The sequence below is a fragment of the Paraburkholderia sp. RAU6.4a genome, from assembly GCF_050435625.1.
Taxonomy (GTDB): Bacteria; Pseudomonadota; Gammaproteobacteria; order Burkholderiales; family Burkholderiaceae; genus Paraburkholderia; species Paraburkholderia tuberum.
Genome location: NZ_JBNDKQ010000001.1, coordinates 591,025 through 615,585 on the forward strand (window position 1 = coordinate 591,025; position 24,561 = coordinate 615,585).

Consider the following 24,561-nt stretch of genomic DNA (forward strand, 5'->3'; position numbering starts at 1 on the left):
GATGTCACTTCCATTCACGAACAGGCAGAAGCTTCAATGTCTACTCTCACAGGGAAGATCGCGGTTATTAGCGGCGGAACGACCGGTATCGGCCTGGCGATCGCCAGGCGATTCGTCGCCGAAGGTGCTCACGTCTTTATCTTCGGTCGGCGCCAAGGCCAGCTCGACGAGGCCGTCAAACTGCTCGGACGCAACGTTACCGCGCTTCAGGCCGACGCCGCGAATCTCGATGACCTCGACCGTGTCGCTGCGGCAGTCAGGGACGAAAAAGGTGTCGTCGACATCATCGTGTCGAACGCGGGCTTTACCGAGCAGGCTTCGATCGACACCATCACGCCTGAGCATTTCGACAAGGCATTCAACCTCATGGCGCGCGGCCCGGTATTTCTGGTGCAGAAGCTGCTGCCGATGATGACAGGTGGCGGGTCGATCATCCTGGTTTCGTCGGCCATGCACGTCATGGGCATCCCTGGTCATACCGCCTACGCGGCGACCAAGGCCGCGTTGCGTTCCTATGCCCGCACCTGGGCCGCCGAATTCAAGGATCGCGGCATTCGCGTCAACATGCTTAGCCCCGGTGTCACCGACACCCCGATTCTCGACTCCCAGTCGGCGACACGCGAGGATCTGGTGAGCATGTACAAGAGCATGGTCCCGATTGGTCGACTCGCCCGCGCCGAGGAGATGGCCAGCGCGGCGCTCTTTCTCGCCTCCGAACAGAGTTCCTATATGACGGGCGCGGATTTGATGAATGACGGCGGCATCGGCCAGGTCTGAGGCCCGAGGCTCTCACCTCCGCGATTTTTACTCGTGCTATTTAGCGGCCGCGTTGTACCACTCGACAGCGTCCTCGCCGGCGGGGATGTTGAACGGGCTCGATGAATCGGTCGCTGCGAGCCAAACCGCTTCGGCGACATCCGATGCGTGCGTGACGGCCGTTTCTTTCTGCCAGTTTGAGAAAATCTGCTCCACGAGCGCGCCGTACGGCTCGGCGAATCCGTCTTTCATACGTGCCTGCGCGTTCTCGCCGAAGCGGGTGGAAGGCGCGCGTCCCGGCAGCACGACACGCACGCGCACATTGAACTGCTCCAGTTCGAGCGCGAGCGATTCGCTGAACGCGTTGACCGCGGACTTGCTCGCGGTGTAGACCGACAGCAAATGCAGCGGTCTGCAGGTGACGGTCGACGTCACATTGATGATCACACCTTCGCGGCGCTCGCGGAACTGCGGCAACACGGCCTGCGCCATCGCAATGGTACCGAGCGTATTGGTCTCGAAGATATCGCGCACGGTGTCCATCGGCGTTCCTTCGAGCGCGTTCAGAAAACCGATACCCGCATTGTTGACGAGCACGTCGATCCGACCGGCGGCATCGATGACGGCGCGAATGCTTTGCGGGTCCTTCACGTCGAGGGCGAGAATCGAAAGACGATCGGAGCGCGGCAAGAGGTCTTCGCGTGGCGCGCGCATCGTGGCGATAACGCGCCAGTCGCGATCCAGAAAATAACGCGCGATTTCGAGGCCAAAGCCGGACGAGCAACCGGTAATCAAGACGGTCTTCATGTCGAATCCTGTGGTTGGTGACAGTCCCAACACAATAAGTCCTGACCACCCGGACTCGCTACAATTGAGCGTCCAGGTTTCATTCGAAATCGTCCGATCATGATCGACCCGCTCGCCGAAATCGTCACATTGCTGAAGCCGACGCCCACGTTCTCGAAAGTGCTGAGCGGCGCCGGGCGCTGGCGCGCGAGCCGCACGGAAGTCGGCCAGCCGTTCTATTGCGTGGTGCTCGAAGGTTCCTTCTGTCTATCCGTCAATGGTTGCGAGCCGCTCATTCTTCAGGCCGATGACTTCGTGCTCGTGCCCGAAGTCTTTAGCTTCGCGATGACGAGCATCAACCCGCCCGACGATGACGACGTCTCCGATATCGCGCCCGCGGCACTGCCCGACGGCAGCTTTCGTTTCGGCGATGCATCAGTCGCGCCAGAAGCCCAATGGCTTGCGGGCCTCTGCGCGTTCGGTTCGCCGGATGCGGCCTTGCTTGTCTCGCTCTTGCCCAAGCTCGCGCACGTGCGCGGTGAACCCAGGCTGGCGACGCTCGTCAAGCTCGTGAGGGAAGAATCGCGCGCGCAGCGGCCCGCGCGCGAGGTCGTGCTGGCGCGACTGCTCGAGGTGCTCTTCATTGAAGCGTTGCGAGCCACGGGGACGGGGGCCTCGCCCGGACTCGTCCGCGGCCTCGCCGACGCCCGTCTCGCGCTCGCCATCCGTCATATGCACGAGAGTCCGCACAAGCCCTGGACGATCGCACAACTCGCAAAAACCGCCGCGCTTTCACGGTCCTCTTTCTTCGATCGATTCAGCCGCGCAGTCGGCGTGGCACCGATGGAGTATCTGTTGTCGTGGCGCATGGCCGTCGCCAGGAGCCTGCTGCGCCGGAACGAAGTCAGCATCGCGGTGATCGCGGAACGTGTCGGTTACGGCTCGGCGAGCGCATTCAGCGTCGCGTTCACGCGTCATGTCGGGCTGCCGCCCACGCAGTATGCTCGAGACGCAGCGAATGTCGTCGCTCGATAGCGTCATAAAAAGGCTATCGGGCCTGGGGCCGCGAGCTTTCGCCGGATTGCAATCCGTTCGAGGCAGGCCTGGCGTTCGCCTGCAAGCTCGACCAGGACATCGCCTTCCGCGGTCGCGACGCCCTTCTGCGTCTGCGCGAGGCGCCGCTGCGCCGGCGTCTCGTTACCCTGATGGTCGACGGAGCCGAACATCTGATGCTGTGCGGTGGCGAAGCAATCTTGCGCGACGGCAAGCCGGTAGGGGCGGTAACCTCAGCCGCGTTTGGGCATACATTGCGATGTCCGGTTGCAATGGGTTTCGTGAACCGTGCCGATGGTGCCGCCGATGCTGCGTGGCTCACGCAAGGCCGCTATACGATCGACGTGGCGGGTGAACAGGTAAGGGCAACCGTGCATCTTAGGGCGCCATACGATCCGCGATCGGAACGCGTGAAGGGCTAAATGCAGCGAGCCGAGGCGAGAACGACCCCGAAATCAGGTTTTCGCGCAACAGTCGCGCGTTGCGTCTTCGTGGAGCTTCCCGAAGTGATGAGATCAACATCGAGCCTATCCGGCCGATGCCGCGAGACGTTGCTCAATGCTTGCTGCATCGCTCTTTCGCACTGTCAATCTGTTCGTCACCGACTTGACTCCCAGCACTGATCTTGATGCATTGCCAGCGCGCGAGATCTGCCAGCTTTCCGGCACCGATCCGGTGAGCGTGACGACGCCGTGGCTCGCCCTGATGTGAATCTCTGAATCATCCATATCCGGTACCCGCCTGAGGGCGCGGCGAACGTCACGAACTATCGAAGTATCCGGCCTGGGTCGAGGCGGCGAGCCCGAGGCCGCCACCTTTTGTGCGACCGCGCCGGCCGTCGCGCTCATACCTTGTTGCGCGTTCGCATAGGCCGCGCCACTCGCGATGGCCGCAATTAACATTGCGCCGATTATTCTGCTCGCATTGCTTATGTTCATGCTGGCTCCTTTGGGTTCTGCCAACCTTGCAAAATCCGCTGTCCGTGTCGAACGATTTCTTTGACCAGCAGATCCAGGTCGCGAGCGTTTCCTCGGAACGCGGCCGAACGCCGTGCATAGGGAGCAAACCGGCTGCGTCGTTCTTCTCCATCTCGGCACCTGTCGGGTTCGACGTTGAGCAAACAGGAATAGCCCTAGGAGGAGGCAAGATCGGCGCCGTAAGCCGTCACCACTCGGACACGATGCGATACACGCTTGCCCTGCCCTGGAGGCCGCGAAGCGGAGCCTCAAATTCGACGACAGTGCGGCCACCAAGGAGGTCGCGGACCCCAGGCGCACTATAGAGCGCTTCCGAAATGCAAATCTCCCCGGCGTCGGCGAGAGACTGCACGCGCGCGGCGACGTTGACGGCCTGGCCGAAATAATCGAGATTGTCGTTCAGTGTCACCGCAATCGACGGCCCGCAATGTGCCCCGATCTTCAGGATGATCGCCGGTTCTCCACGTTCGCGATTGAAGCGCCCGATTTCCTCCACGATACTCAACGACGCGGAAACCGCGTCCGTCGGTCGACAAAAGACGGCCATCACAGCGTCGCCAATCGTCTTTACGATAGCGCCGGAATACCGTTGTGCGATCATCTCGAGCAAGGCGAAATGCTGTCTGACGAGGCCGTACGCATTCAGATCACCGATGCGTTCATACATGGCCGTCGAACCCTTGAGATCCGTGAAAACGAACGTCACTTGCCGAATCCCAAGGCCTTCCTTCTCGTCAACGTTCTCCGAGCGGAACAGGCGCCGGAAGGTCTGTCGCGCCACCAGCGCCCCGCCGGAGAGATACGGTTCGAATTCGAGCGGGGGCTTGATGGCCTGAGCGACGACCTCTGGAGGCCAATTGATCAAGAGCAGCGACCCGCGCGTGCTCCCGGTATTCCTTACTTGAATGACGACAGGACCAGGCGGCACAACGGAGAGCGCCGGGGCAAACCGTTGACCGTCATAACCGACCTGCAACAGTGTCGGCGAGGTGGCGGGCTCACCAGCGACCGGAACAATGAGAGCGGCTTGTGTCTCGACATTCACACCCGTCAAGGCACCGGGGCCAAGAACAGCCTGCAGGGTCGTCGTCGAACCTGGCGGCAGGAACGTGAGGCCGCGCACGAGCCCCCGCAAGAAGTCGAGAAACCGGACTTGCTGGCCGGCGAACCGACCGTCACCGTTAAATCGCAGTTTCCAGTGGAAATCTTCAACGGAAAGCGACTCGGGATCGTGGAACGTCAGTCTCCGAAGTTCGGGCGATATTGAAAACGTGACCTGGATGAAATCGTCGAGGTCGGTTTCGCCCGTAACGTCGCATAGCCCACAGACGTAATGGGTCTTGAGAGTGCGCAATGATCCGAAGCTGTGGAGGACCATTCCCGACTGCGGACAAAGAACGTCCCAGTTCATCTCGAACAATCCGTATCGCGCCGCATGAAGAAAGAGGTCAATGCATTCAGCCTCGCTTATGCCGCGATCTCGCGCAAACGCCAGCGGATTGACCCGGTAAACGGACAGCTCGTCGCCGCTCCTGATCAGAGTCTCGAGCTTGGAAATGACGCGCGGACTCCATGATCTCGCCTGCTCGATCGCGATCATTTTGCTCTCGAGAAGCCGATCGTCAATGTTCATCGTCGTGGCCAGGTCAACGGAAAACAGTCAGACACAACTGCCGTGTCATATCGCTTTACCTTGGATTGCAAGATACGGTGATGGTTGGACGGCGTCAACCGGAGTGAGCGCGGCGACCCTATCCTCCTCTATCGGCCTCGCCCGCAAGCGCGGCCTCGATCGCCTGGAGCGCATAAAGGAAACCCAGGCTGCTGCCCTCCTGCCGTAGCCGCTGGAGTTCCTTTAGCGACGCCGGATCGCGATTGCCGGTTCCATACGAGACAAGCGCCCGAGCGCGCGCCACGAAAAATCCGGAAAAGGGCGATGGCTCGCGGCGTGCGTAGTCTTCAAGGGCCGCAGCATGGTGCGCGGCCGCATCCCAGCGTTTGCGGTCGATGCATGCATCTATCGCATCACGTCGAAACAGAAAGTGGTTGTGGCTCACCGCTCCGGCCGCGAGCAAAGCTTCGCCCTCCGCGAGCGCCTGTGCGAAGACAACGGGGTCGTCCGTCGTGCGCGCGAGCACGCCGAGATAAGCGGGGCCCAGGTAGTTCATGCCGGTCTCCCGGCTGATCGACAGCGCCGCTTCGATATCGGCGCGCGCTTCGCGCGGACGGCCGGCGACCCGATGCAATTCCGCGCGAAACGCGAGCGCTTCACCTTCGAAGCGCCTTGATTTCAGCTCGCGCGCGCACTGTAGCGCAGGAGCGACGTGCTCCCACGCGCGATCCCACTCCGCGCGATCGTGCAGGCAGTGCCAGGCAGCGTGATGGGCGACGGCGAGTGCGCGGGGATGCCCCACCTTCTGCGCTGCGGCGACGCTGGCAAGCGCGGCGTCGAGTGCGCGCGCGGCTTCGCCGGTAAACCACGTCGTGATCGCCCGCATCGGAAGGTTGGCCACCTCGATCCGTCCGAAGCCATGGCATTGGCAGAGTTCGATGCAGCGGCTGAAGGCCGCGTGGGCGCTGATCATCCGGCCGCGCATGTACTCGCCATCGCCAAGGCCGCCGAGTGCGGCCGCCTCCTGTTCGGGATCACACGCGTCGCGCGCGAGGGCAAGGCTGCGCCCGTGCTCACGCACGCAGCCGTCGATATCGCCGCGTGGAAAACACAGATTGCCGCGCAGGAAGTGAATGCGCGCCTCTTCGCGCAACAGGCCTTGGGAGGCTTCAACGGCGGAGTCGAGGTCGGCCCATGCACCGTCGAGATCGTCGATGATCCGCTTCACAGTGGCCCGCCCGATCCATGCGCGGCAACGCTCCGCGTCCGTCGTCGCATATTCGAGGGCGATTTCGAATGCATGAAGTGCCGACTTCATGTCGCCGAGGTCATGCAGGACGTTGCCATGTAGACACTCGAGCGCGGCGCGGTCGTTACGTTGATCCGCGAGATCGAGCCCTCGTGCGACAAGCCGGAGCGCGGCTTCATGGCGGTGTCCCGACGCCTGCGAGCGCGCTGCTTCGCAATAGGCGAGCGCTGCCCCGGGTTCTCCCGCGCGATCGAGATGTTCGGCTCGCAGGACGAGGTCGCGCTCGCCGTACCACTGTGCGGCGCGACGATGCAAATCGCGGCGCCGGCTTTTCAGCAGCCCGTCATAAATGGCGTCGCGAATCAGTGCGTGATGGAAGATGAATCCGGTGCCTTGACGTCGTAACAGCAGACCGATCACAAGCGGTTCCAGCGCAACGCCGGCATCCGCATCGGCGCCGGCGCCATCGACGAGAAAATCGACTGCCTCCTTCTCGAACAACTGGCCGAGCACCGAGGCAGCCTGCAGCACTGTCTTATCGGCGGGATCAAGCCGATCCAGCCGCGCCTGTACGAGGCTTCGCACCGACCCCGGCACGCCGGTCCCTTCGCCGTCCTGCGCATCGTTCAGCAACTGCTCGAGAAACAGCGGGTTGCCCGCCGCCCGTTCGATGCAGCGTCCCGCCAGACCTGCCTGCGTCCCGGGAAACGATCTGGCCATCGCATGCGCGTCGCCGGCGCTCAGCGGACCCAGATCGATCAGCGAATACGGTCCGCCGGTCGCCACGCGCCACGGCTCTTCACTCGAATCGCCGTGCGTCCGCACTGTCAGCACGAGTACGGCCGGACATCCCGCCATCGTTGCCGATAGTCCGGCGAGGTCGCGAAGCGTCGATTCGTCCGACCAGTGAATATCCTCGACGACCAGTACCCGAGGTTGCTGGCGGCTCGCGCGTTGGACGAGCCGGGTCAGGGCGTTGCGTCGGCCGCGAACGCGCATTTCATTGTCCATGGCGTCGTAGACCGCCCGGTCCTCGAACCCCATCGGTAAATCGACCAGATCTTCGAGAAAGAGTGCGTCGCCAGCGTCGATCAAACCGCTGGCGAGCGCGTGCTCGACGCCAGTGGCACTCGCAGCTCCGTCAGTTGAGCCGTCGGCTGCCAACAGGCCGCGCACGAGAGACTGGATTGCGCCACGTCCGGTTGACGCACCGAAGTCGAGCACGAGGCCAGTATGAGAAAGGAATCCTGACTCCCGCGCCTCGCGTTCGAATTCCTCGACCAGGCGTGTTTTGCCGATCCCGGCCTCACCGCGCAGCAGAACGGTGCGTCCGCCTCCGGTGTCGCGGCAGGAATGGAGCACGGATCGAAACTGCCGCATCTCATGATGCCGGCCGACGAACGGCCGGCCCGGGCGTGAGCGCCGAAGGCCGGCAATACACCACGCCGTGACCGCTTGCGCGAAGCCTTTGACCGACAGCGCGCCGCGTTCGACACAGTCCAGGCGGTCAGCCAGCGGGCGTCGCACGCTTTCCGAGATCAGGATCGTCCCCGGCTCTGCCGCATCGGTGAGACGCGAGGCGAGGTTGACCGTGTCGCCGGTGACGGTGTATTCCCTGTGAGTCGCGCTACCGGTGCCGCTTGCGACGACTTCGCCGCCGGCTATGCCGATATGCACGCAGACCGGGCGGCCGAGCGCACGCGACAGGTCGGGCATCCCGTCCCTGATCGCGAGTGCCGCCCGCACGGCGCGTTCGACATCATTGCCATGCGAGACCGGCGCGCCGAATACTGCCATGACGCAGTCGCCGACGTGCTTGTCGACGTGCCCGCCATGCTGCTCGATGGTGCGGTCAACCTGCTCGAAGTAGCGATCGAGCACGGCGAGTACTTCCTCCGCGTCGACTTCACGGCTCATCCGCGTGAAGCCACACAGATCGGCGAACAGGACGGCGACCTGCCGTCGTTCGCCTTTCGCCTCGCCAGGGCTCGCGGCGCTATGCCGGGGCCCGGTTCGCGCCCGCAATTCAGTCAAGGCATCGAGCAGTTTGCGGCGATGACCAACCGACGCAATACCCAGTTCTTTCAGATCGTCCGCGGTGAGATCGCGAAGCACGTCGGCGTCGATGGCGTTCTCGCGAAACACCGGTTCATACCGCTCCATTCCGAGGCTGTGCAGCCACACGGCGACGTCCACGCGCCCTCCTGAGAGGAAGGTGTCGAATCCGTTCAAAGATAGCACGGAGCTGGCTTCGTGGAGCCCTGCGCCCCGGGCGGCGGCCGATGCATCGCTGCCACCCATCGGCGCGGTTGTCGACCGGTGGAAAGCAGCGGAGAAGGTGCGTCTCGCGCATTGCCGATTGGACGCCTGGGACTTCCGCGAGGCAGATATCGACGAGCCAGCGCCTCATATAGCGGCCGGGCGAACAGCTTCGGCACTGGCTCGAAATCAGCGCGGTGGTCGTCAAGGAAATCACCAGCCGCGCGAAACAGCAGTGAGGCTACACCGCGCCTGTGCTGGGCTTTGAGCGTGCCAACGCTAGCGCCAGCCTTGCGCCGACCTCGGCGTTGTGTTTCACGAGCGCGATGTTTGTCGCCAGGCTGCGCCCGCCTGTCAACGCCTTGATGCGCGCCAGCAGGAAGGGGGTGACGGCCTTGCCGGTGATTCCTTGTGCAGCGGCCTCGTCGAGCGCCTGCTGGGTCAGCGCGTCGATCTCTTCGAACGACATCGCTGCGGCTTCCGGCACCGGAGTGCTCAACACCACACCGCCGTCGAGGCCCAGGTCCCACTTGGTGCGAATGAACCGTGCCTGTTCCTCCGCATCGTCCAGCCTGAAGTCCGCGCGAAAGCCGCTGTCACGCGTGTAGAACGCCGCAAAATTGTCCTGTTCGCAACTGAGCACCGGCACGCCGTGGGTTTCCAGGTATTCCAATGTGAGCCCGATGTCCAGGATGGACTTCGCACCGGCACAGATCACCGCCACCGAGGTCTTCGCCAGTTCTTGCAGGTCGGCCGAGATGTCAAAGGTTTCATGCGCGCCTCGGTGTACGCCGCCAATGCCTCCGGTGACGAAGACCTCGATGCCGGCCAACGCCGCACATATCATCGTGCCAGCCACGGTCGTGGCGCCCAGCCCGCCGCCGGCCAGCACGGCCGGCAGGTCGCGGCGGCTGACCTTATGTACGCGGTCCGATCGGCCGATCGTTTCCAGTTCGTCATCCGAAAGGCCGATATGGATTCGCTTATCGATCAGCGCAATAGTCGCCGGCTCGGCACCCGCGTCACGGATCAAGGCTTCCACTTCGCGCGCAGTGCGAACGTTCTCCGGGTAGGGCATGCCGTGGGCGATGATGGTCGATTCCAGCGCCACGAGCGGGCGACCGGAGGCCTGCGCAGCGGCTGCAGGCGCGCTCCAGGTCAACCAGGAGCGTGCAAGGTCGGCAACCATGTCGATCCTTTCGGTGGTGTGATTCACTGAAGTATGCGGTACAAGAGGCCTTCAGCGAGTGCTTAGGCGTCCGTGTGCCCCTGGCGCAATAGGACGACATGCGTGGCCTTCTCCGACGCTACGAATTCAACGCATTCGTATCCCAGAGCCCGCAAGTCGACCCCTTCGAACAGCGATTCTCCCCGGCCGAGCAGGACCGGCGCGACGGCAATGTGCAGATCATCGATGAGGCCCTCGCGAAGATACTGCTGAATTGTGTCCGGCCCACCGCCAATCCGCACGTCCATTCCGGCAGCGGCCTCGCGTGCACGGTCGAGCGCCTCGCGAATGCCTCCGGTTATGAAGTGGAACGTCGTGCCGCCTGCCATCTCGATGGGGGGACGAGCGTGATGGGTCAAGATGAAGACTGGAACGTGATACGGTGGATTGTCTCCCCACCAGCCTTTCCAGTTTGTGTCCGGCCAGTCCCCACGAATGGGTCCGAACATGTTGCGCCCAAGAATCCAGGCCCCGACATTCTGAAAGCCGCGGGCGGCGAAATCATCGTCAACCCCGGTCGTACCGCCGTCCTTGCCGAACAAGGCTTGCTGGAACGTGTGTGTTGGGACTAGCCACTGATGCAGTTCCGTCCCGCCAACGCCGAGCGGATTGTTGATGTCTTGATTCGGGCCTGCACCGTATCCGTCGAGCGAAATGGTGAAGCCCGCAATGCGAACGCGTGTCATCGTTTGCCTCCGTTTAGACGCCTAACGTAATGTGGACCGCAAACCTGCATGGTTTGCCGGAACTACGCGAAATAGTCTGTCAGCAGATTTTTGCTCAACCCTATGTCTCCAGGAGAAGTTTTCCGAATTTGTAAGCTGGCATACAGCGGCGACCAGCCATCCAAACACGGCACGCACCTGCCCAGAGCCAACTTTTGCCTGCCGCAGGCGTACGATGAACGGCATAGTCCCGTTTGAGGACGGCTTGATTGATGGAGGGTCGAGATGAGACGTCTTTATTTCCTCGCATCTGACACGTCGACGGCGAAGGCGATCGTAGACGACTTGCTGCGGACGCGGATCACATGGCGACATCTCCATGTTCTCGCGAATCACAGCGTCGCACTCGAACAGTTACCCGAGGCAACTTTGCTGCAGAGCAGCGACGTCGTGCACTCGCTCGAACGCGGCGTGGCGCTCGGCGGTGCGACCGGAGCGCTTGTCGGCCTCGTGGCGCTGGCGTTTCCTCCCGCGGAGCTCGCTATTGCGGGCGGAGCCGTCGTCGCCTTGACGTTGGCGGGTGCCGGCTTCGGGGCCTGGACGGCCGCGATGATCGGCGTCGCCGAACCGAATGCACGACTCGAGCGCTTCCGGGACGCCATCCGTGACGGCCAGCTCCTGATCATGGCCGACGTGCCTGGATCGCGCGAACAGGAGATCGAGCAGATGGTCGCGCAGCATTTTCCGAAGGCCGATATCGAGGGCGCAGAGCCCACGACACCGATCTTCCCCTGAGAAGCAGTCGGGACGAGGCGAGCGGCGCCACCTTTGGCGCGACTGCGATCGAATAAGGGCGGGGACGTCTCGGCCGATACCGTTGCAGGCAGCTTTCGTTAGAATCTGTCTTCGATTCTTTTACTCGTCAATTACCGGAGGCGAAGGTGCCAGGTTTACTTCCCGATGTCGACCGCGATGGACTCCTCGAATATTCGGTCGTCTACACCGACCGATCAATCAATCACATGTCGCAGCTCTTTCAAGGAGTCGTACGCGATATTTCCGGCGCCCTGAAAAAAGTCTACAACGCGAAGTCGGCCGTTATCGTCCCGGGCAGCGGGACTTTCGGCATGGAAGCTGTCGCCCGGCAGTTCGCGACGAACAGGAAGTGTCTGGTCATCCGCAATGGCTGGTTCAGTTTCCGCTGGTCGCAGATTTTCGACATGGGCGACATTCCGTCTGAATCGGTGGTGTTGAAGGCGCGTCCGGTCGAACGAGGTAGGCAGGCCGCATATGCACCGGCTCCGATCGAAGAAGTCGTCGCTGCGATCAAGGAAAACAAGCCGGATCTGGTCTTTGCGCCGCATGTCGAAACCGCATCCGGGATGATGCTGCCTGATGCCTACTTGCGCGCGGTGTCCGACGCGGTGCATGCCGTCGGCGGCATGTTTGTACTGGATTGCATCGCCTCCGGTACGATCTGGGTGGACATGCAGGCCAGCGGCATCGATGTCCTGATCAGCGCACCGCAAAAAGGATGGAGCGCGTCACCTTGCTGCGCAATGGTCATGCTCAGCCCTCTCGCCCGCGAAAGAATCGACGCAACGACCAGCACCAGTTTCGCTTGTGATCTGGGGAAATGGCTGCAGATCATGGAAGCCTACGAGAACGGCGGGTTCGCCTATCACGCCACGATGCCCACGGACAGTCTCGCGACGCTGCGCGACGTCATGAAGGAAACCGAGGCATATGGCTTCGAGAAAGTCAGAGCTGAGCAGCTTGAACTCGGCAAGCGCATTCGCTCGCTCATGAGTGACAAAGGTTTCAAAAGCGTGGCGGCTGAAGGTTTTCAGGCTCCTGGCGTCGTGGTCTGCTATACGGACGATGACGGCATACGATCCGGCAAGAAATTCGCCGATGCCGGCTTGCAGATCGCGGCCGGTGTTCCCCTTCAATGCGACGAGCCAGAAGACTTCAAAACCTTCCGCGTCGGATTATTTGGGCTGGACAAACTGCATGACGTCGAAGGTGTGGTCGCCAGGCTCGCCAAGGCGTTGGACAGTATTCTTTAGAGCGTTTTTCCAAAGCACGTGCGCGTGGCTCGCTCTCGCGACCGGCCGCCGCACGGCGCCGCGGATGGTGCGACTGGCTGCGCACCATCCGGTTGCAAGTGGCTGTGCGACAGGTCTCCCGCGCGATACAGAAACCGTTCCAAAGAAGAATGATGGGCTGCGTGCAGGCGATACGGCAGCAGCGGGAAAAGGCTTCCCGCTCAGCCGCCGTGCGCGCGCAGAAACCGGCCAATGCGGACATGCCAAGGTCGCTCTACCGCGACACCCCACGCGTGCCGCAGAACTTCGACAATGCGCAGCCGTTCAAGTACACACCGGGCGCGATGAGCGACGATGTGCAGAGCATCGCGGCGCGCGGAGTGAACGAAGCGCACGAGGCAGAATGCCACGCGCAGTACGAACGAGACATGGACGAATGCACTGCCTATCGGATGGAAATGGGTGGGCAGAGATTCATGGATGTGTGCTCGCAGAGAGCATTTCAGAACCATCAACGATGCAGAAGATATTGAATGGCAACTCACCCCCAAAAGCGATGTGTCGTGGTCATGTGGTCGGAGGAAAAGCAGGCACTGGTCTCCTATACGCTTGAGGTTGAAAAGGTGCTGGCGGTTACCACGCGACAGTTTCCTTTAGAACTGCCGGTGGCCGACTACAACAATACGCTGGACGATGAGTTCGCGCGTCGGTTCGGCGGGGCGACGCTCAATCTTCTCGCTCTCTCAAATCCTGAACTCAGGCCGTTCATCAAGATTACCTCGGCTAACGACTGACTTGCTGAATGGAAGCCCTCGACGGGATCATCGGGGGTGACGAATGCCTCGGGAAGTCAACCGAATGTTAGGTCCACTGAACAGTAGCCGACCCGATCCCGTGGACCGCTCGCGCCGCCTCGACGGCAATTTTCAAGTCGAAGCGGGTACCGCTTCGAAAATAGGCCGGTGTATAGCGTGTTCGGGGCTTTGCGAATGCTACGGAGTCACGGGATCGTGACAACAAACGCAAATCCTGTTTCCCTCCGGGTCGCGGAAGTACGCCCCGTACTTTGCACGTTATTACGGCGGAGTTGCGCTCGACCTCTTGAACGCTCCGCGAGCGTCGGGCGTGCGAGTGGAAACCTGGAAGCTTCGATTAATGAATATGTAATGACAAGCGGCAGAACCGTGCACGCATGCCCCCGATTGGACGGACGACGGGAAAACGCGCTCGCACATGGTGCCTGGGTGCATTCCATCTGCACACCGCATTCCGCCAAGCAGCCTTCTGACAGTGCTGCCGCCCAATCCCGCTCCCTTCCTCACAACATCCATCTGACCGCTGAAGGACCCGAAGTTCGGCTCCTCCGATAACTCCCCGCTCCAGTACCTGCCGTGCAAATGGCATGACAGTTGCTTTGAACGTCTCCGCGCTGAGCCACGGTCATTCGCGGCCAACATCGGGATCGACGGTCAACGGAGAGGCAAATTGAAACTAATCAGTGCGGTCATCAAGCCATTCAAGCTTGATGAGGCTCGAGAAGCCTTGTCATCGCTTGGCGTCTCTGGAATCACGGTTACGGAGGTCAAGGGTTTTGGGCGTCAGAAAGGGCACACCGAACTGTATCGGGGCGCGGAGTACGTCGTCGATTTCCTGCCGAAAGTGAAGATCGAGGTCGCCGTCCCGGATGACATCGTCGATCAGGCTATCGAGGCGATCGAGCGTGCGGCGCGTACCGGAAAGATTGGTGACGGGAAGATCTTCGTGACGCCGATCGAACAGGTGATCCGGATCCGCACCGGCGAGACCGGCGCCGACGCCCTATAAAAAAACACTGGGATAAGAGGAAAGAAAGATGCGCAAACTGTTGATGACATTGTTGATGGCCGGCTCATTGCTCGCCGGCGGGCTGGGCTCCGCATTCGCGCAAGACGCCTCGGCGCCCGCGGCCGCCTCCGTACCGGTCGCGCAAGCGTCCGCGGCTCCAGCGGCACCGGCCGCGGCGGATGCCGCTGCATCGGCACCGGCCGCCCCAACCGCACCGTTCTCGGTCGATTCATCGAAGATCAACTCCGGCGACACCGCGTGGATGCTGACCTCCACCGCGCTGGTGCTGTTCATGACGATCCCGGGTCTCGCGCTGTTCTACGGCGGCATGGTCCGCAAGAAGAACGTGCTCGCGACGCTGATGCAAAGCTTCGCGATCACCTGTGTCGTGACGATCGTCTGGACCGTGGTGGGCTACAGCCTCGCGTTCACGCCTGGCAGCTCGTTCATCGGCGGCTTCTCGCGCGTGTTCATGACGGGCATGAACTACATCAAGGGCGACAAGGCCACGACGCTGACCGTCAGCCACCTCGCGCCGACGATCCCCGAGACGGTCTACTTCGTCTACCAGATGACCTTCGCGATCATCACGCCGGCGCTGATCACCGGTGCGTTCGCGGACCGCATGAAGTTCTCGGCGATGCTGGTGTTCATGACGCTGTGGTCGATCATCGTCTACTCGCCGATCGCGCACATGGTGTGGGAGCCGAGCGGCTGGCTGGCTAGCGCGGGCATCCTCGACTTCGCGGGCGGCACGGTGGTGCACATCAACGCCGGTATCGCGGGCCTGGTCTGCTGTCTGGTGCTCGGCAAGCGCGTCGGCTATGGCAAGGAAGCGATGGCGCCGCACAACCTGACGCTCACGCTGATCGGTGGCGCGATGCTGTGGGTCGGCTGGTTCGGCTTCAACGCGGGTTCGGCCGTGGCAGCGGATGGCCGTGCCGGCTTCGCGATGTTCGCGACGCAGGTGGCGACCGCCGCGGCGGCGCTCGCGTGGATGTTCGCCGAATGGGCGGCCAAGGGCAAGCCGTCGGTGCTCGGTATCGTGTCGGGCGCGGTCGCTGGTCTGGTGGCGATTACGCCGGCGTCGGGCTTCGTCGGCACGCTCGGGGCGCTCGTGATCGGTATCGTCGCGGGTGTGGTCTGCTTCTGGTCGGCCACGTGGCTCAAGCACAAGCTCGGTTACGACGATTCGCTCGACGCGTTCGGCGTGCACTGCGTGGGCGGGATCGTCGGTGCGCTGCTGACCGGCGTGTTCGCGGTCAAGGACATCGGCGGCGCGGACGGTGACGTGATGCTGCAACTCAAGGGTGTCGCGACGACGCTGATCTACAGCGGGGTGGTCTCGTTTGTTCTGCTCAAGGCAATCGACGCAGTGATGGGGTTGCGTGTCGCCGAGGAAGAAGAGCGCGAAGGACTGGACCTGGTGCTGCATGGCGAGGCGGTCGAATAACGGTTGCGCCGCGGATGGAGCGGGTACGACGGTCACTTTCCGTTCGCGGGGGTGGCCGCCGGTACTGCCGAAGCTCGCCCGGACGAGCGAGGAGGTCGTGCCGGGTTCGAGCAACCGGATTTCCGCCAGCCGATGAAAAAGAATAATCAGCAGCATGTTGTCGTACTGGTCGTTCTCATATCGCAAATCGCCTTTTTGGCAATGTTCGCATTCGCCGAACATGTCGTCAGGCATAACAGATGGCTCGCCGCAGGATTCGGATTCGACTTTTTATTCGGGCTGATTCTGTCGGTCGGCTTTGTCGGGATGTGGCGCACGCGCGCCGTCGATTCAGATTTTCTCGGATTTCTTCTGGCCAATCCGGTTGATCTGGCGATCGTGATTGCGACCGCCGGTCAGCTAGTGGCCATTCTGCTTGTTTGATGCGATTGGAAAGCGCATTTCGATTTAGAACCAGCCCGGCGCGAGCTGACCATCCCAGGTGGAATGTCCCGGGATGGAACTCCAATTAAGAAAAAGCTGTTCTATTTTTCTGTAGTCGCAAATGGGGCATAAGACATGAAAAAAACCTTGCTGGCAATTGGGGTCCTCGGCGCATTTTCGGTTTCCGCGTATGCGCAAAACAGCGTGACCCTGTACGGTCTTATCGACACGGGACTCATCTATACCAACAACCAGGCCGGTCATAGCAATTGGCAAATGGCGACCAGCTCCACGCAGAATACGGTGTTTGGCCTCAAGGGTACTGAAGATCTGGGAGGTGGTGTTCGTACGATCTTCAAACTCGAGCAGGGCTTCAATCTAAACAACGGTAGCCAGGCCTTTCCGGGTGACGCCTTCGGTTCTCAGGCCTGGGTCGGGTTGCAAAGCGACAATCTCGGCACCGTGACGTTGGGCCGCCAGTTCGATGTGCTGAACGACCAGCTCGGACCGATCACCGCGGGGAGCAACACGTGGGGTGGCAACCTCGCCGCACACCCGTTCGAGAACGACAACCTGGCGGCTGATTCGGTGGTCGTCAACAACTCGGTCAAGTATGTGAGCCCGACCTATGCCGGCGTGACGTTCGAAGGCATGTATTCGTTCAGCAACAAGGCGGGAGGATTCGCTGACAATCGCGCGTACGGCTTTAGCGTAGGTTATGCGCAGGGCCCAGTGAATCTTGCTGGCGGGTACCTGCAGTTCAATAACGCAGGCGGCGGCGTATCGGCCACGAATCCGAATGGGGCAATCGCGCAGGGCGACGGCAGCGCGAACTTCATCGCGGAGCGCCAGCGTATCTGGGGCGCCGGCGGTAATTACACGTTCGGCCCCGCAACTGTCGGATTCGTGTGGAGCCATACTCAGATCGACAACATGGCGGGCGTCATCTCGCTGGGCCTCGGCAGCTATCTACCGCTTGGCGGTAATCTGCGATTGGACAATTACGAGGTGAACGCACACTACTCGGTGACGTCTGCGTGGAGCGTATCCGGTGCCTATACGTTCACTGACGGTGCTTACAACCAGGGGGCCACGAAGGCCTCTCCAAAATGGAATTCGGTCATGCTGCAGACCGACTATTCGTTGAGCAAGCGTACCGACGTGTACCTGGAAGGGGTCTATCAGCATGTTCATGGCGCGCCGGCGGATTCCGTGCTCGCGGATGCGATGATCAATACCCTCTCGCCATCGTCGACGGGCACGCAGGTCGCGGTCACCGTGGGACTGCGACACCAGTTCTGATCTTCTGATTGCACGAATCGTGCGCTGTGGCGATGCGGCTGTGGGCGTAATGTGGTGCACGGACACAGCCGCGTTGCAACAGAGGGCGCCTGACTCGCAACTCGTCGCCCCGGGCTAGGAGACCTATCGCGGTCTCGGCCGGGACGGGTTATCCGTCACGTCTCACGCAGGTCGAATCGACCGTAGGCAGCGCGCGGACTCAGCGAGTGCGGACGCTCAGCTATCGGGATGGCTCGCGACAAAACTCGCGAACGCATTGTACGGAAGCCCAAGCGCCGTGCCGTTGATCACCAGACCGTAGGTTGCATCCCCGCTATCGAGCTCGTAATACATCGCCGATTGAATGTTCTTCGTCTTTCTCGCCTGATAGTAAGTGAGCAGGCGCGACGTGATGTAGTTGGCCCGGTACGCCTCGGTCTTCTCCGGTCCTGTGTTCCATTCCGAGATCACGAAGGGGACGCCATATCGGGCCTTGCAATAGGTGGGCAAATCGAAGCCCGGGCCGGACCCGTCGGAGCCGATATCGAAGATGTCGCCGTACACCTCGTAGTTGTGCCACGTAGTCAAGTCCCACCTGACGGTCGGATGGCCGCTCGTGCCATCGGGCTGCTTGCCATCCCACAGAGCGTCGGATGCGCCGGTGTCCGCGACGCAAAAGTTGACGCCGCATTTAGCATCCGCCTGCACCGACTTGACCCCGTCGATCATGCCGCGCATCACGCCGCGCATCAGCGGCCAGTTCGCATTGTTGAAGTCGACGACGCTCGTTCCTGCGTTGGTGGAGTCGAGGATGATCCCGTTCGCGCGCGTCAGTTCGTTGCCGCATTCATACAGGGTCACGCCGTGGGGTTGCAACGCCGTCGCGACAGTTACCGCGCAATTGAAGCCGCGTGTGTAGGCGGTCGATTCGCTCGTGAACAGGTTGCCGTTACCGTCGTAGATGCCGGCATCGATCAGCACGAAAAGGGTCAAGCCCGCTGGCTGGAATGCTTGTGCCAACGCCACGACCGCGGCGAGTTGCGGTGCGTAGTCGGTACAGCTGAGCCGGTACGTCGAGCAGCCCAGGGCTTGCATGATCGACACGAGTTGCGATGTGGAATACAAATAATCGTAATGCCCGTTGATACCGTGAAACGAGCCGGCCGGCGCCGCGGTCGCGATGCGCGGATCGTTGCACGGCAACCATTCATCCGCATCGGCGCACACGTAGAACTGACCGCCGGTCGATTGTGCCCAGAACTTGCCGCCGTACCACAGCAGAAGCGCAGCATTCGACATCGTGCCGACGGCACTCCGATTGCGGTACACGACACCGTTCACGACGGTCCATATCGTGCCGACCTTGTCGATCAGATACGACGCGGGCGGGATCATGGTGCCGTCGGCGGAGGTGCCGCCCAAACGTGGGTCATTGCACGACTGCCATCTCGAACCATTCCATCCGTAAAATTGGCCGCCGGTTCCCTCGTGATAGATCGTACCCCCGTACCAGAGTATCAACGAGACGTTGTAGGTGTTGCCCGCCGCGACACCGTTCCTGTAGACAGATCCGCCGACCAGGGTCCACGACGCGTTCTGACTGTCGATAATCACCGTCGCCGGGGGGATGGTCGTGTTCTGTGGCGAAGCGTTCGATGTGTTGCCGGGTGACCCCGAGTTCGGGTCCGATGGAGCGCCAGAACTGTCGCCCGAGGTCGAGCCGGACGTACCGGTGGAGGCCGTTCCAGTCGAGGCGGTCGGCGACGAGCCGTTCGCCACCGTCGTCGTGCCGCCAGTCGAAGTCGTAGTACCGGAACTGGTCGTGCCCGTCGAGGTCGCGATACCGGAGGTTGCCGTGCCCGTAGAGGGTGCCGCCGTCGTGCTCGACGGGTTCGTGGAATTGCCCGTGGAAGAGCCGCCGGCATCCGCAGTACCGCTATCACCACCACCACCACCACCGCCGCACGCGCTCAATACGACGCTTCCGCCGAGCGCAGTGAGACAACCAAGAAATTGACGTCGCGCAATCATGACAATAGCGCGAGCTGCCGCGAGGGCGGCCCGCAAGGAATCCGGAGAGAAGTTGGGGAGTCCTTCGGGTCGCGAGTGCGTCGCGTGAGCCGTTCAGGACATTCGATGCGCGGTCGTGGGTGGTCTCGCGTTGCGACCGATCACTGAGTCCGGCAAGTCATGCCTGTCTGTCGGCACAAACTGCGCATGGGAGCAGGGTTGTGCCGAAATAAAATCTTTTCGCTCGCGATAGACGAACCGCGAAAAGATTTCACTCTGCGGGTGAGGGCGTGGGAATCGGACGCTGTCTGCACAGCGGCAGACTCAGACGGGCGATCGCAATGCCGCTTATGTGCGATGCGGCCCGACGATGCCCAGCCGCGCGATGCGCCGGTACAGCGTCGCGCGCGATATGCCTAATGCCAGCGCGGCGGCGTTAGGCCGCCACTGGCAACGCGTGAGTGCCGCGACGATCCGTGCCCGCTCGTCGTCGGCGCTGGCCGGCGACGTTGAGTTCGCCGCGAGCGCCGGCGTGACGGCGGGCGCGAGTTGCGCCGCGAAGTCCGGCGATACGTGCCGCAACTCGACGCGAGCCGAATCGCAGACCGCGCACGCATATCGCAGCACGTTGCGCAGTTGCCGGATGTTGCCGGGCCACGAAAAAGCGGCAAGACGCCCGGCGAATTGCGGATCGAGCATCAGCACATGCGTGGCCGCCTGGGCTTCCTCGTTGAACACCGTATCGATCACATCGCGGATATCGGTGCGCTCGCGCAGCGGCGGTATCCGCAGCGTCGCGCCGCTCAGGCGATAGTAGAGATCTTCGCGGAACGATCCAGCTTCGACCATCTGCATCGGATCGCGGTGCGTCGCGCAGATCACGTCGATATCGACGCGCACCGGCGTATCGCCGCCAAGCGGCACCACTTCGCCCTCGGCGAGTACACGCAGCAGGCGTGTTTGCAGGCCGAGCGGCATGTCGCCGATTTCGTCGAGAAACAGCGTGCCGCCATGCGCGAGGGCGATCTTGCCGCGCGCGCCGCGACTGCGCGCGCCGGTGAACGCGCCAGGCGCATAACCAAATAGCTCGCTCTCGATCAGCGGCTCCGGAATCGCGCCGCAATTCACGGCGACGAACGGCCGCGTGCGCCGCGAACCCGAGTCGTGCACCGCGCGCGCGAACACCTCCTTGCCGACACCGGTTTCGCCGAGCAGCAGAACCGGGAGCCGCTTGCCGGCGATCCGCAATGCGACTTGCGCGTTGCGCGCGATCCGTTCGTCCGAGCTGTGCAAAAAGCGGCTCATCGCGCCGATGCTGCCGTCCGCATGCGGATCGGCCGGCCGTGTCGCGAGGAGCGGGCGAGCCGCGCGTCTCATCGGCGCGCGAATGCGTGCATACAGCATCGCGCCGGTCGCGCGCAGCCGCAGCGCCACGATCATGTCGGTGCGCGCGACGTCGTGCAGACGGACCTCGGACGTGTCGAATATCTCGTCGATGTGACGCGGCCCGTCGAGCCCCGCGATGCTCTCGTGCGCCTTGCGGTTCGCGGCGGCGATGTTGCCGCATTCGTCGAATGCGATCAGTGCTTCGGGCTGTGCTTCGACGAAATGGCGGCTTTGATGGCCGAACAGGATCCAGTGCTGCGCGGTCTGATTCAGAAAGTAGCCATCCTCGATCAAACTCGCGCTTTGCCGCACCAGCTGAAAAACCAGCCCTTGGCTGTCGCGGTTGTCGGGCGATTGAATCGCCGATGCATCGAGCACGCCGATCAATTCGCCGGTCGGCGCGAAGATCGGCGAAGCGCTGCACGTGAGCGTCGTGAACGCGGCCCGGAAGTGATCGGTCTTGTGCACGGTGATCGGCGCGAGATCGGTGAGTACGTTCGCGATGCCGCAGGTGCCTTCTTCGCGCTCGGACCAGCACGAGCCGATATACAGCCCCGCATGCTTGAAATCGTTGCGCCGGTCGCGGTCGATCCGATAGTCGATCGTGACGCCGTGCGCGTCGGACAGCATCACGCAATAGTCGGCGACACGAATCATTTCGTGCAGCCGCGTCAGGCACTGACCCGAGGCGCGCAGAAAGGCTTCCTCCTTGCCCTGGACTTCGCGCAGTTCGGCGGACGTCAGCACGCGCGGGCCGATCACCGAACTGGGGTCGAGCCGGTACTGCTCGTACGAACGCTGCCACGACGACACGAGGCGCGACGAATTGGCAGGAGCCGGCAAGCGTCCTTCGATGGCCCCGCGTACGCGATCGACGTGCTGCGTTTGAGAAACATAGGGCATGGCCGGCTCCAGGCGAGCGACACCGAGTAGGGCGCGTCCCTGTCTTGTAGCACATCCACACTGAGCGATCACATTGCGGCGCAGCACGTCAGGGGCGTGAGACGAACGTCTCAGCGATGAGCGAGACGCTGGTCGCATCGAGCAAACCCTTGTCTGGCGCGGTACCGCGCAAGCGTCGCGACGTGCTGTGAGTCTCGCACCACGTCGCGGGACGGGCCCGTGAGACACAGTGAACTGCGCGGCGCAGGTCTGATGAAAGCGGCCGCGACCGTTCGACCTCCGCGTCCACCCCGTGAATACGGCGCTTTCGGCGCGTGCGCACGGCGCGCATGCAACTGGCCCGACCTTTGCAGTATCGCTGGCAGACAAGCAAACGCGAAAGCAAGCGCGCTTCATCACAGCAAGTCGCTTCGCTACTCGCGCACAGGAGACAAGCCCGTGTCATCACCCATCACCGTCGGCGTGATCGCGAACCCGGCATCGGGCCGTGATATTCGACGCCTCACCACGCACGCTTCGGTGTTTCCGACCGCCGAGAAGGCGAACATGGTCGTGCGCCTGCTCGCGGGCCTCGGCATGCTCGGCGTCGCTCGCGTGCTGACCTTGCGCGACCGGACCGGTGTCGCTGCACTGGTACTGCGTGCGCTTGAAACGCACGCGGCCGTGGCCGAGCCGCAGCCTTGGCCGACCGTCGAATTTCTCGAACTGCCGATCACGGACAGCGCGGCCGACACCCATGCGGGTGTCGCGCGGATGGTCGGGTTGGGTGTCGATCTGATCGCGGTGCTCGGCGGCGACGGCACGCATCGGGCGGTTGCCGCGCATTGCGGCGAGGTGCCGCTGCTGACGCTGTCGACGGGTACCAACAACGCGTTTCCGGAACTGCGCGAAGCGACGGTGGCGGGCCTCGCGGGCGCGCTTGCCGCTTCGGGGCTCGTGCCGCCCGAGGTCGCGCTGACGCGCAACAAGCGTCTCGTGGTCCGTTGCGTCGCGGGCCCGAACAAGGGGCGCGAGGAAATCGCGCTGGTCGATGTGTGCCTGAGCCGGCAGCGTTTCGTCGGTGCGCGCGCCGTCTGCGAGCCGGCTGATATCGAAGCGCTGTTTCTGACCTTCGCGGCGCCGGATGGTATCGGCCTGTCGTCGATCGGCGGGGCGTGGGCGCCGGTCGAGCGCGGCGCGCCGTACGGGCTGCATCTGACGTTCGCGCGCGCGGGCGAATCCGGCGTGCCGATCTTCGCGCCGCTCGCGCCGGGCCGTGTCGATCGGGTGACGATGCGCACCTGCGAGCGCTTCGAAGCGGGCTGCTGGACGCCGCTGCATACCGAACGAGGGACGCTCGCCTTCGACGGCGAGCGCGAGATCGAGCTCGAACGCGACGACCGCTACGAGATCGCGCTCGACTGGGCGGGACCGCTCACCGTCGATGTCGGCCGCACGCTGCGCTATTGCGCGTCGCGGCAGTTGATGCGTGAAGCGGCGGCGCGTCGGAGGTAATCAACTCAGGAGGAAGCGAACGCCTGAAGCACAGCTGGCTGAAGTAGCAGTGACCATCGAGATCATTCCCTGGAGACACACCATGTCTGTATCGACGCAGTTGAGCAAGGAAAAGCTGCTGGAAGCGTACCGGATGATGCGCACGATCCGCGAGTTCGAGGAGCGCCTGCACGTCGAATTCGCCACCGGCGAGATACCCGGCTTCGTGCATCTGTATGCCGGCGAGGAAGCGTCGGCGGTCGGCACGATGATGCATCTGAACGACGCGGACTATGTCGCCACCACGCACCGTGGTCATGGCCACTGCATCGCGAAGGGCGTCGACGTGCCCGGCATGATGGCCGAAATCTACGGCCGTAGCACCGGCGTGTGCCGCGGCAAGGGCGGCTCGATGCATATCGCCGATCTGTCGAAAGGGATGCTCGGCGCCAACGGGATCGTCGGCGCGGGTGGTCCGCTCGTGTGCGGCGCCGCACTCGCCGCGAAGCTCAGGAAGACCGGCGGCGTCGGCGTCTGCTTCTTCGGCGACGGTGCGTCGAACCAGGGTGTGATCTTCGAATCGATGAATCTCGCTTCCGTCTGGCGCCTGCCGGCGATCTTCGTCGCGGAGAACAACGGCTATGCGGAGGCGACCTCGTCGACGTGGTCGGTCGCGGCCGACAACATCGCCGACCGCGCGAGCGGCTTTGGCATGCCCGGCGTGATCGTCGACGGCTTCGATTTCTTCGCGGTGCACGAGGCGCTCGGCGCCGCGATCGAGCGGGCGCGCGGCGGCGGTGGCCCGACGCTCGTCGAAGTGAAGCTGTCGCGCTATTTCGGTCACTTCGAGGGCGATGCGCAAACGTATCGCGCGCCCGGCGAAGTGCAGAAGCTGCGCGACGAAAAAGACTGCCTGAAGCGTTTCGAGGAGCGCGTGGTGCGCGCCGAAATGCTCAGCGCGGACGAACTGCGCGGCATCGATGCCACGGTGAAGCAGTTGATCGACGGCGCGGTGACCGAAGCGAAGGCCGCGCCTCTGCCGACGGCCGCCGACCTGCTGACCGACGTCTACGTGTCCTATCCGTAACCCGCGGCGCGAAACCATTCAATCTTCAGCTTTACATGGGATCGGAATAAGTGCGTTGCATGGGACCAGAGTAAGCGCTAAAGCGCCA

Annotated in this window: 20 protein-coding genes and 1 pseudogene; 13 read left to right on the forward strand and 8 right to left on the reverse strand. The window is 62.7% G+C overall.

The window, feature by feature from the left end:
- Positions 1-36: 36 nt before the first annotated feature.
- Entirely contained in the window at positions 37-777 is a 741-nt protein-coding gene (locus tag OKW40_RS02710) for an SDR family NAD(P)-dependent oxidoreductase (protein WP_184055638.1), read from the forward strand.
- Between the two features lie 36 nt (positions 778-813).
- Here the strand turns inward: OKW40_RS02710 and OKW40_RS02715 are convergent, their stop codons facing one another.
- A complete protein-coding gene (locus OKW40_RS02715; RefSeq protein WP_429487993.1) occupies positions 814-1,563 on the reverse strand; it encodes an SDR family oxidoreductase in 750 nt (249 codons plus the stop codon).
- Positions 1,564-1,662: 99 nt separating this feature from the next.
- On the opposite strand from OKW40_RS02715, the gene OKW40_RS02720 reads away from it, so the two are divergent.
- Positions 1,663-2,577: an AraC family transcriptional regulator gene (locus OKW40_RS02720; protein WP_429487995.1), complete on the forward strand. Its 915-nt coding sequence runs from the start codon at positions 1,663-1,665 to the stop codon at positions 2,575-2,577.
- A gap of 8 nt (positions 2,578-2,585) precedes the next feature.
- A pseudogene (locus OKW40_RS02725) lies at positions 2,586-3,017 on the forward strand (glycine cleavage T C-terminal barrel domain-containing protein); the annotation flags it as partial.
- A gap of 105 nt (positions 3,018-3,122) precedes the next feature.
- Here OKW40_RS02725 and OKW40_RS02730 read toward each other — a convergent pair.
- The 5 genes from OKW40_RS02730 to OKW40_RS02750 all read right to left on the reverse strand — a co-directional run bounded on the left by OKW40_RS02730 (position 3,123) and on the right by OKW40_RS02750 (position 10,606).
- Complete coding sequence (locus OKW40_RS02730; protein ID WP_429487997.1) at positions 3,123-3,533, reverse strand: BON domain-containing protein; 411 nt, start codon at positions 3,531-3,533, stop codon at positions 3,123-3,125.
- A gap of 226 nt (positions 3,534-3,759) precedes the next feature.
- Positions 3,760-5,205 carry a DUF5939 domain-containing protein gene (locus OKW40_RS02735; RefSeq protein ID WP_429487999.1) on the reverse strand — a complete coding sequence of 482 codons (1,446 nt, stop codon included), beginning with the start codon at positions 5,203-5,205 and terminating at the stop codon, positions 3,760-3,762.
- 118 nt (positions 5,206-5,323) lie between these two features.
- Positions 5,324-8,629: an adenylate/guanylate cyclase domain-containing protein gene (locus tag OKW40_RS02740; protein WP_429488001.1), complete on the reverse strand. Its 3,306-nt coding sequence runs from the start codon at positions 8,627-8,629 to the stop codon at positions 5,324-5,326.
- Positions 8,630-8,933: 304 nt separating this feature from the next.
- A complete protein-coding gene (locus OKW40_RS02745) occupies positions 8,934-9,881 on the reverse strand; it encodes a pseudouridine-5'-phosphate glycosidase (protein WP_429488474.1) in 948 nt (315 codons plus the stop codon).
- 62 nt (positions 9,882-9,943) lie between these two features.
- Positions 9,944-10,606, reverse strand: a complete 663-nt coding sequence (locus OKW40_RS02750) for a dihydrofolate reductase family protein (RefSeq protein WP_429488003.1) — start codon at positions 10,604-10,606, stop codon at positions 9,944-9,946.
- 264 nt (positions 10,607-10,870) lie between these two features.
- On the opposite strand from OKW40_RS02750, the gene OKW40_RS02755 reads away from it, so the two are divergent.
- The 8 genes from OKW40_RS02755 to OKW40_RS02790 all read left to right on the forward strand — a co-directional run bounded on the left by OKW40_RS02755 (position 10,871) and on the right by OKW40_RS02790 (position 17,635).
- Positions 10,871-11,380: a DUF1269 domain-containing protein gene (locus tag OKW40_RS02755; protein WP_090811604.1), complete on the forward strand. Its 510-nt coding sequence runs from the start codon at positions 10,871-10,873 to the stop codon at positions 11,378-11,380.
- Positions 11,381-11,526: 146 nt separating this feature from the next.
- Positions 11,527-12,654, forward strand: coding sequence for an aminotransferase class V-fold PLP-dependent enzyme (locus tag OKW40_RS02760; protein ID WP_090811602.1), 1,128 nt, complete (start codon positions 11,527-11,529; stop codon positions 12,652-12,654).
- A 149-nt stretch (positions 12,655-12,803) separates the two neighbouring features.
- The gene (locus OKW40_RS02765) at positions 12,804-13,166 is read left to right on the forward strand and encodes a hypothetical protein (RefSeq protein ID WP_429488005.1); all 363 of its coding nucleotides are present in this window, start codon (positions 12,804-12,806) and stop codon (positions 13,164-13,166) included.
- Entirely contained in the window at positions 13,167-13,427 is a 261-nt protein-coding gene (locus OKW40_RS02770) for a hypothetical protein (protein WP_187613074.1), read from the forward strand.
- A gap of 691 nt (positions 13,428-14,118) precedes the next feature.
- Entirely contained in the window at positions 14,119-14,457 is a 339-nt protein-coding gene (locus OKW40_RS02775) for a P-II family nitrogen regulator (protein ID WP_026226100.1), read from the forward strand.
- Positions 14,458-14,485: 28 nt separating this feature from the next.
- Positions 14,486-15,910 carry an ammonium transporter gene (locus OKW40_RS02780; RefSeq protein ID WP_429360502.1) on the forward strand — a complete coding sequence of 475 codons (1,425 nt, stop codon included), beginning with the start codon at positions 14,486-14,488 and terminating at the stop codon, positions 15,908-15,910.
- Positions 15,911-15,961: 51 nt separating this feature from the next.
- Positions 15,962-16,333 carry a hypothetical protein gene (locus OKW40_RS02785; protein WP_429488006.1) on the forward strand — a complete coding sequence of 124 codons (372 nt, stop codon included), beginning with the start codon at positions 15,962-15,964 and terminating at the stop codon, positions 16,331-16,333.
- Between the two features lie 135 nt (positions 16,334-16,468).
- A complete protein-coding gene (locus OKW40_RS02790) occupies positions 16,469-17,635 on the forward strand; it encodes a porin (RefSeq protein WP_184058858.1) in 1,167 nt (388 codons plus the stop codon).
- A gap of 216 nt (positions 17,636-17,851) precedes the next feature.
- Here OKW40_RS02790 and OKW40_RS02795 read toward each other — a convergent pair whose 3' ends face one another.
- Together OKW40_RS02795 and OKW40_RS02800 are read right to left on the reverse strand one after the other, a co-directional pair.
- Entirely contained in the window at positions 17,852-19,645 is a 1,794-nt protein-coding gene (locus tag OKW40_RS02795) for a hypothetical protein (RefSeq protein WP_429488008.1), read from the reverse strand.
- A gap of 327 nt (positions 19,646-19,972) precedes the next feature.
- Positions 19,973-21,913, reverse strand: a complete 1,941-nt coding sequence (locus OKW40_RS02800) for a sigma-54-dependent Fis family transcriptional regulator (protein WP_429488010.1) — start codon at positions 21,911-21,913, stop codon at positions 19,973-19,975.
- Between the two features lie 438 nt (positions 21,914-22,351).
- Here OKW40_RS02800 and OKW40_RS02805 point away from each other — a divergent pair, with 438 nt between their 5' ends.
- Both OKW40_RS02805 and OKW40_RS02810 read left to right on the forward strand, forming a co-directional pair.
- Positions 22,352-23,407 (forward strand): ATP-NAD kinase family protein, encoded by a 1,056-nt coding sequence (locus tag OKW40_RS02805; RefSeq protein WP_429488012.1) that lies wholly within the window; start codon positions 22,352-22,354, stop codon positions 23,405-23,407.
- An 82-nt stretch (positions 23,408-23,489) separates the two neighbouring features.
- The gene (locus OKW40_RS02810; RefSeq protein ID WP_429488014.1) at positions 23,490-24,473 is read left to right on the forward strand and encodes a thiamine pyrophosphate-dependent dehydrogenase E1 component subunit alpha; all 984 of its coding nucleotides are present in this window, start codon (positions 23,490-23,492) and stop codon (positions 24,471-24,473) included.
- The last annotated feature ends 88 nt before the right edge of the window (positions 24,474-24,561 follow it).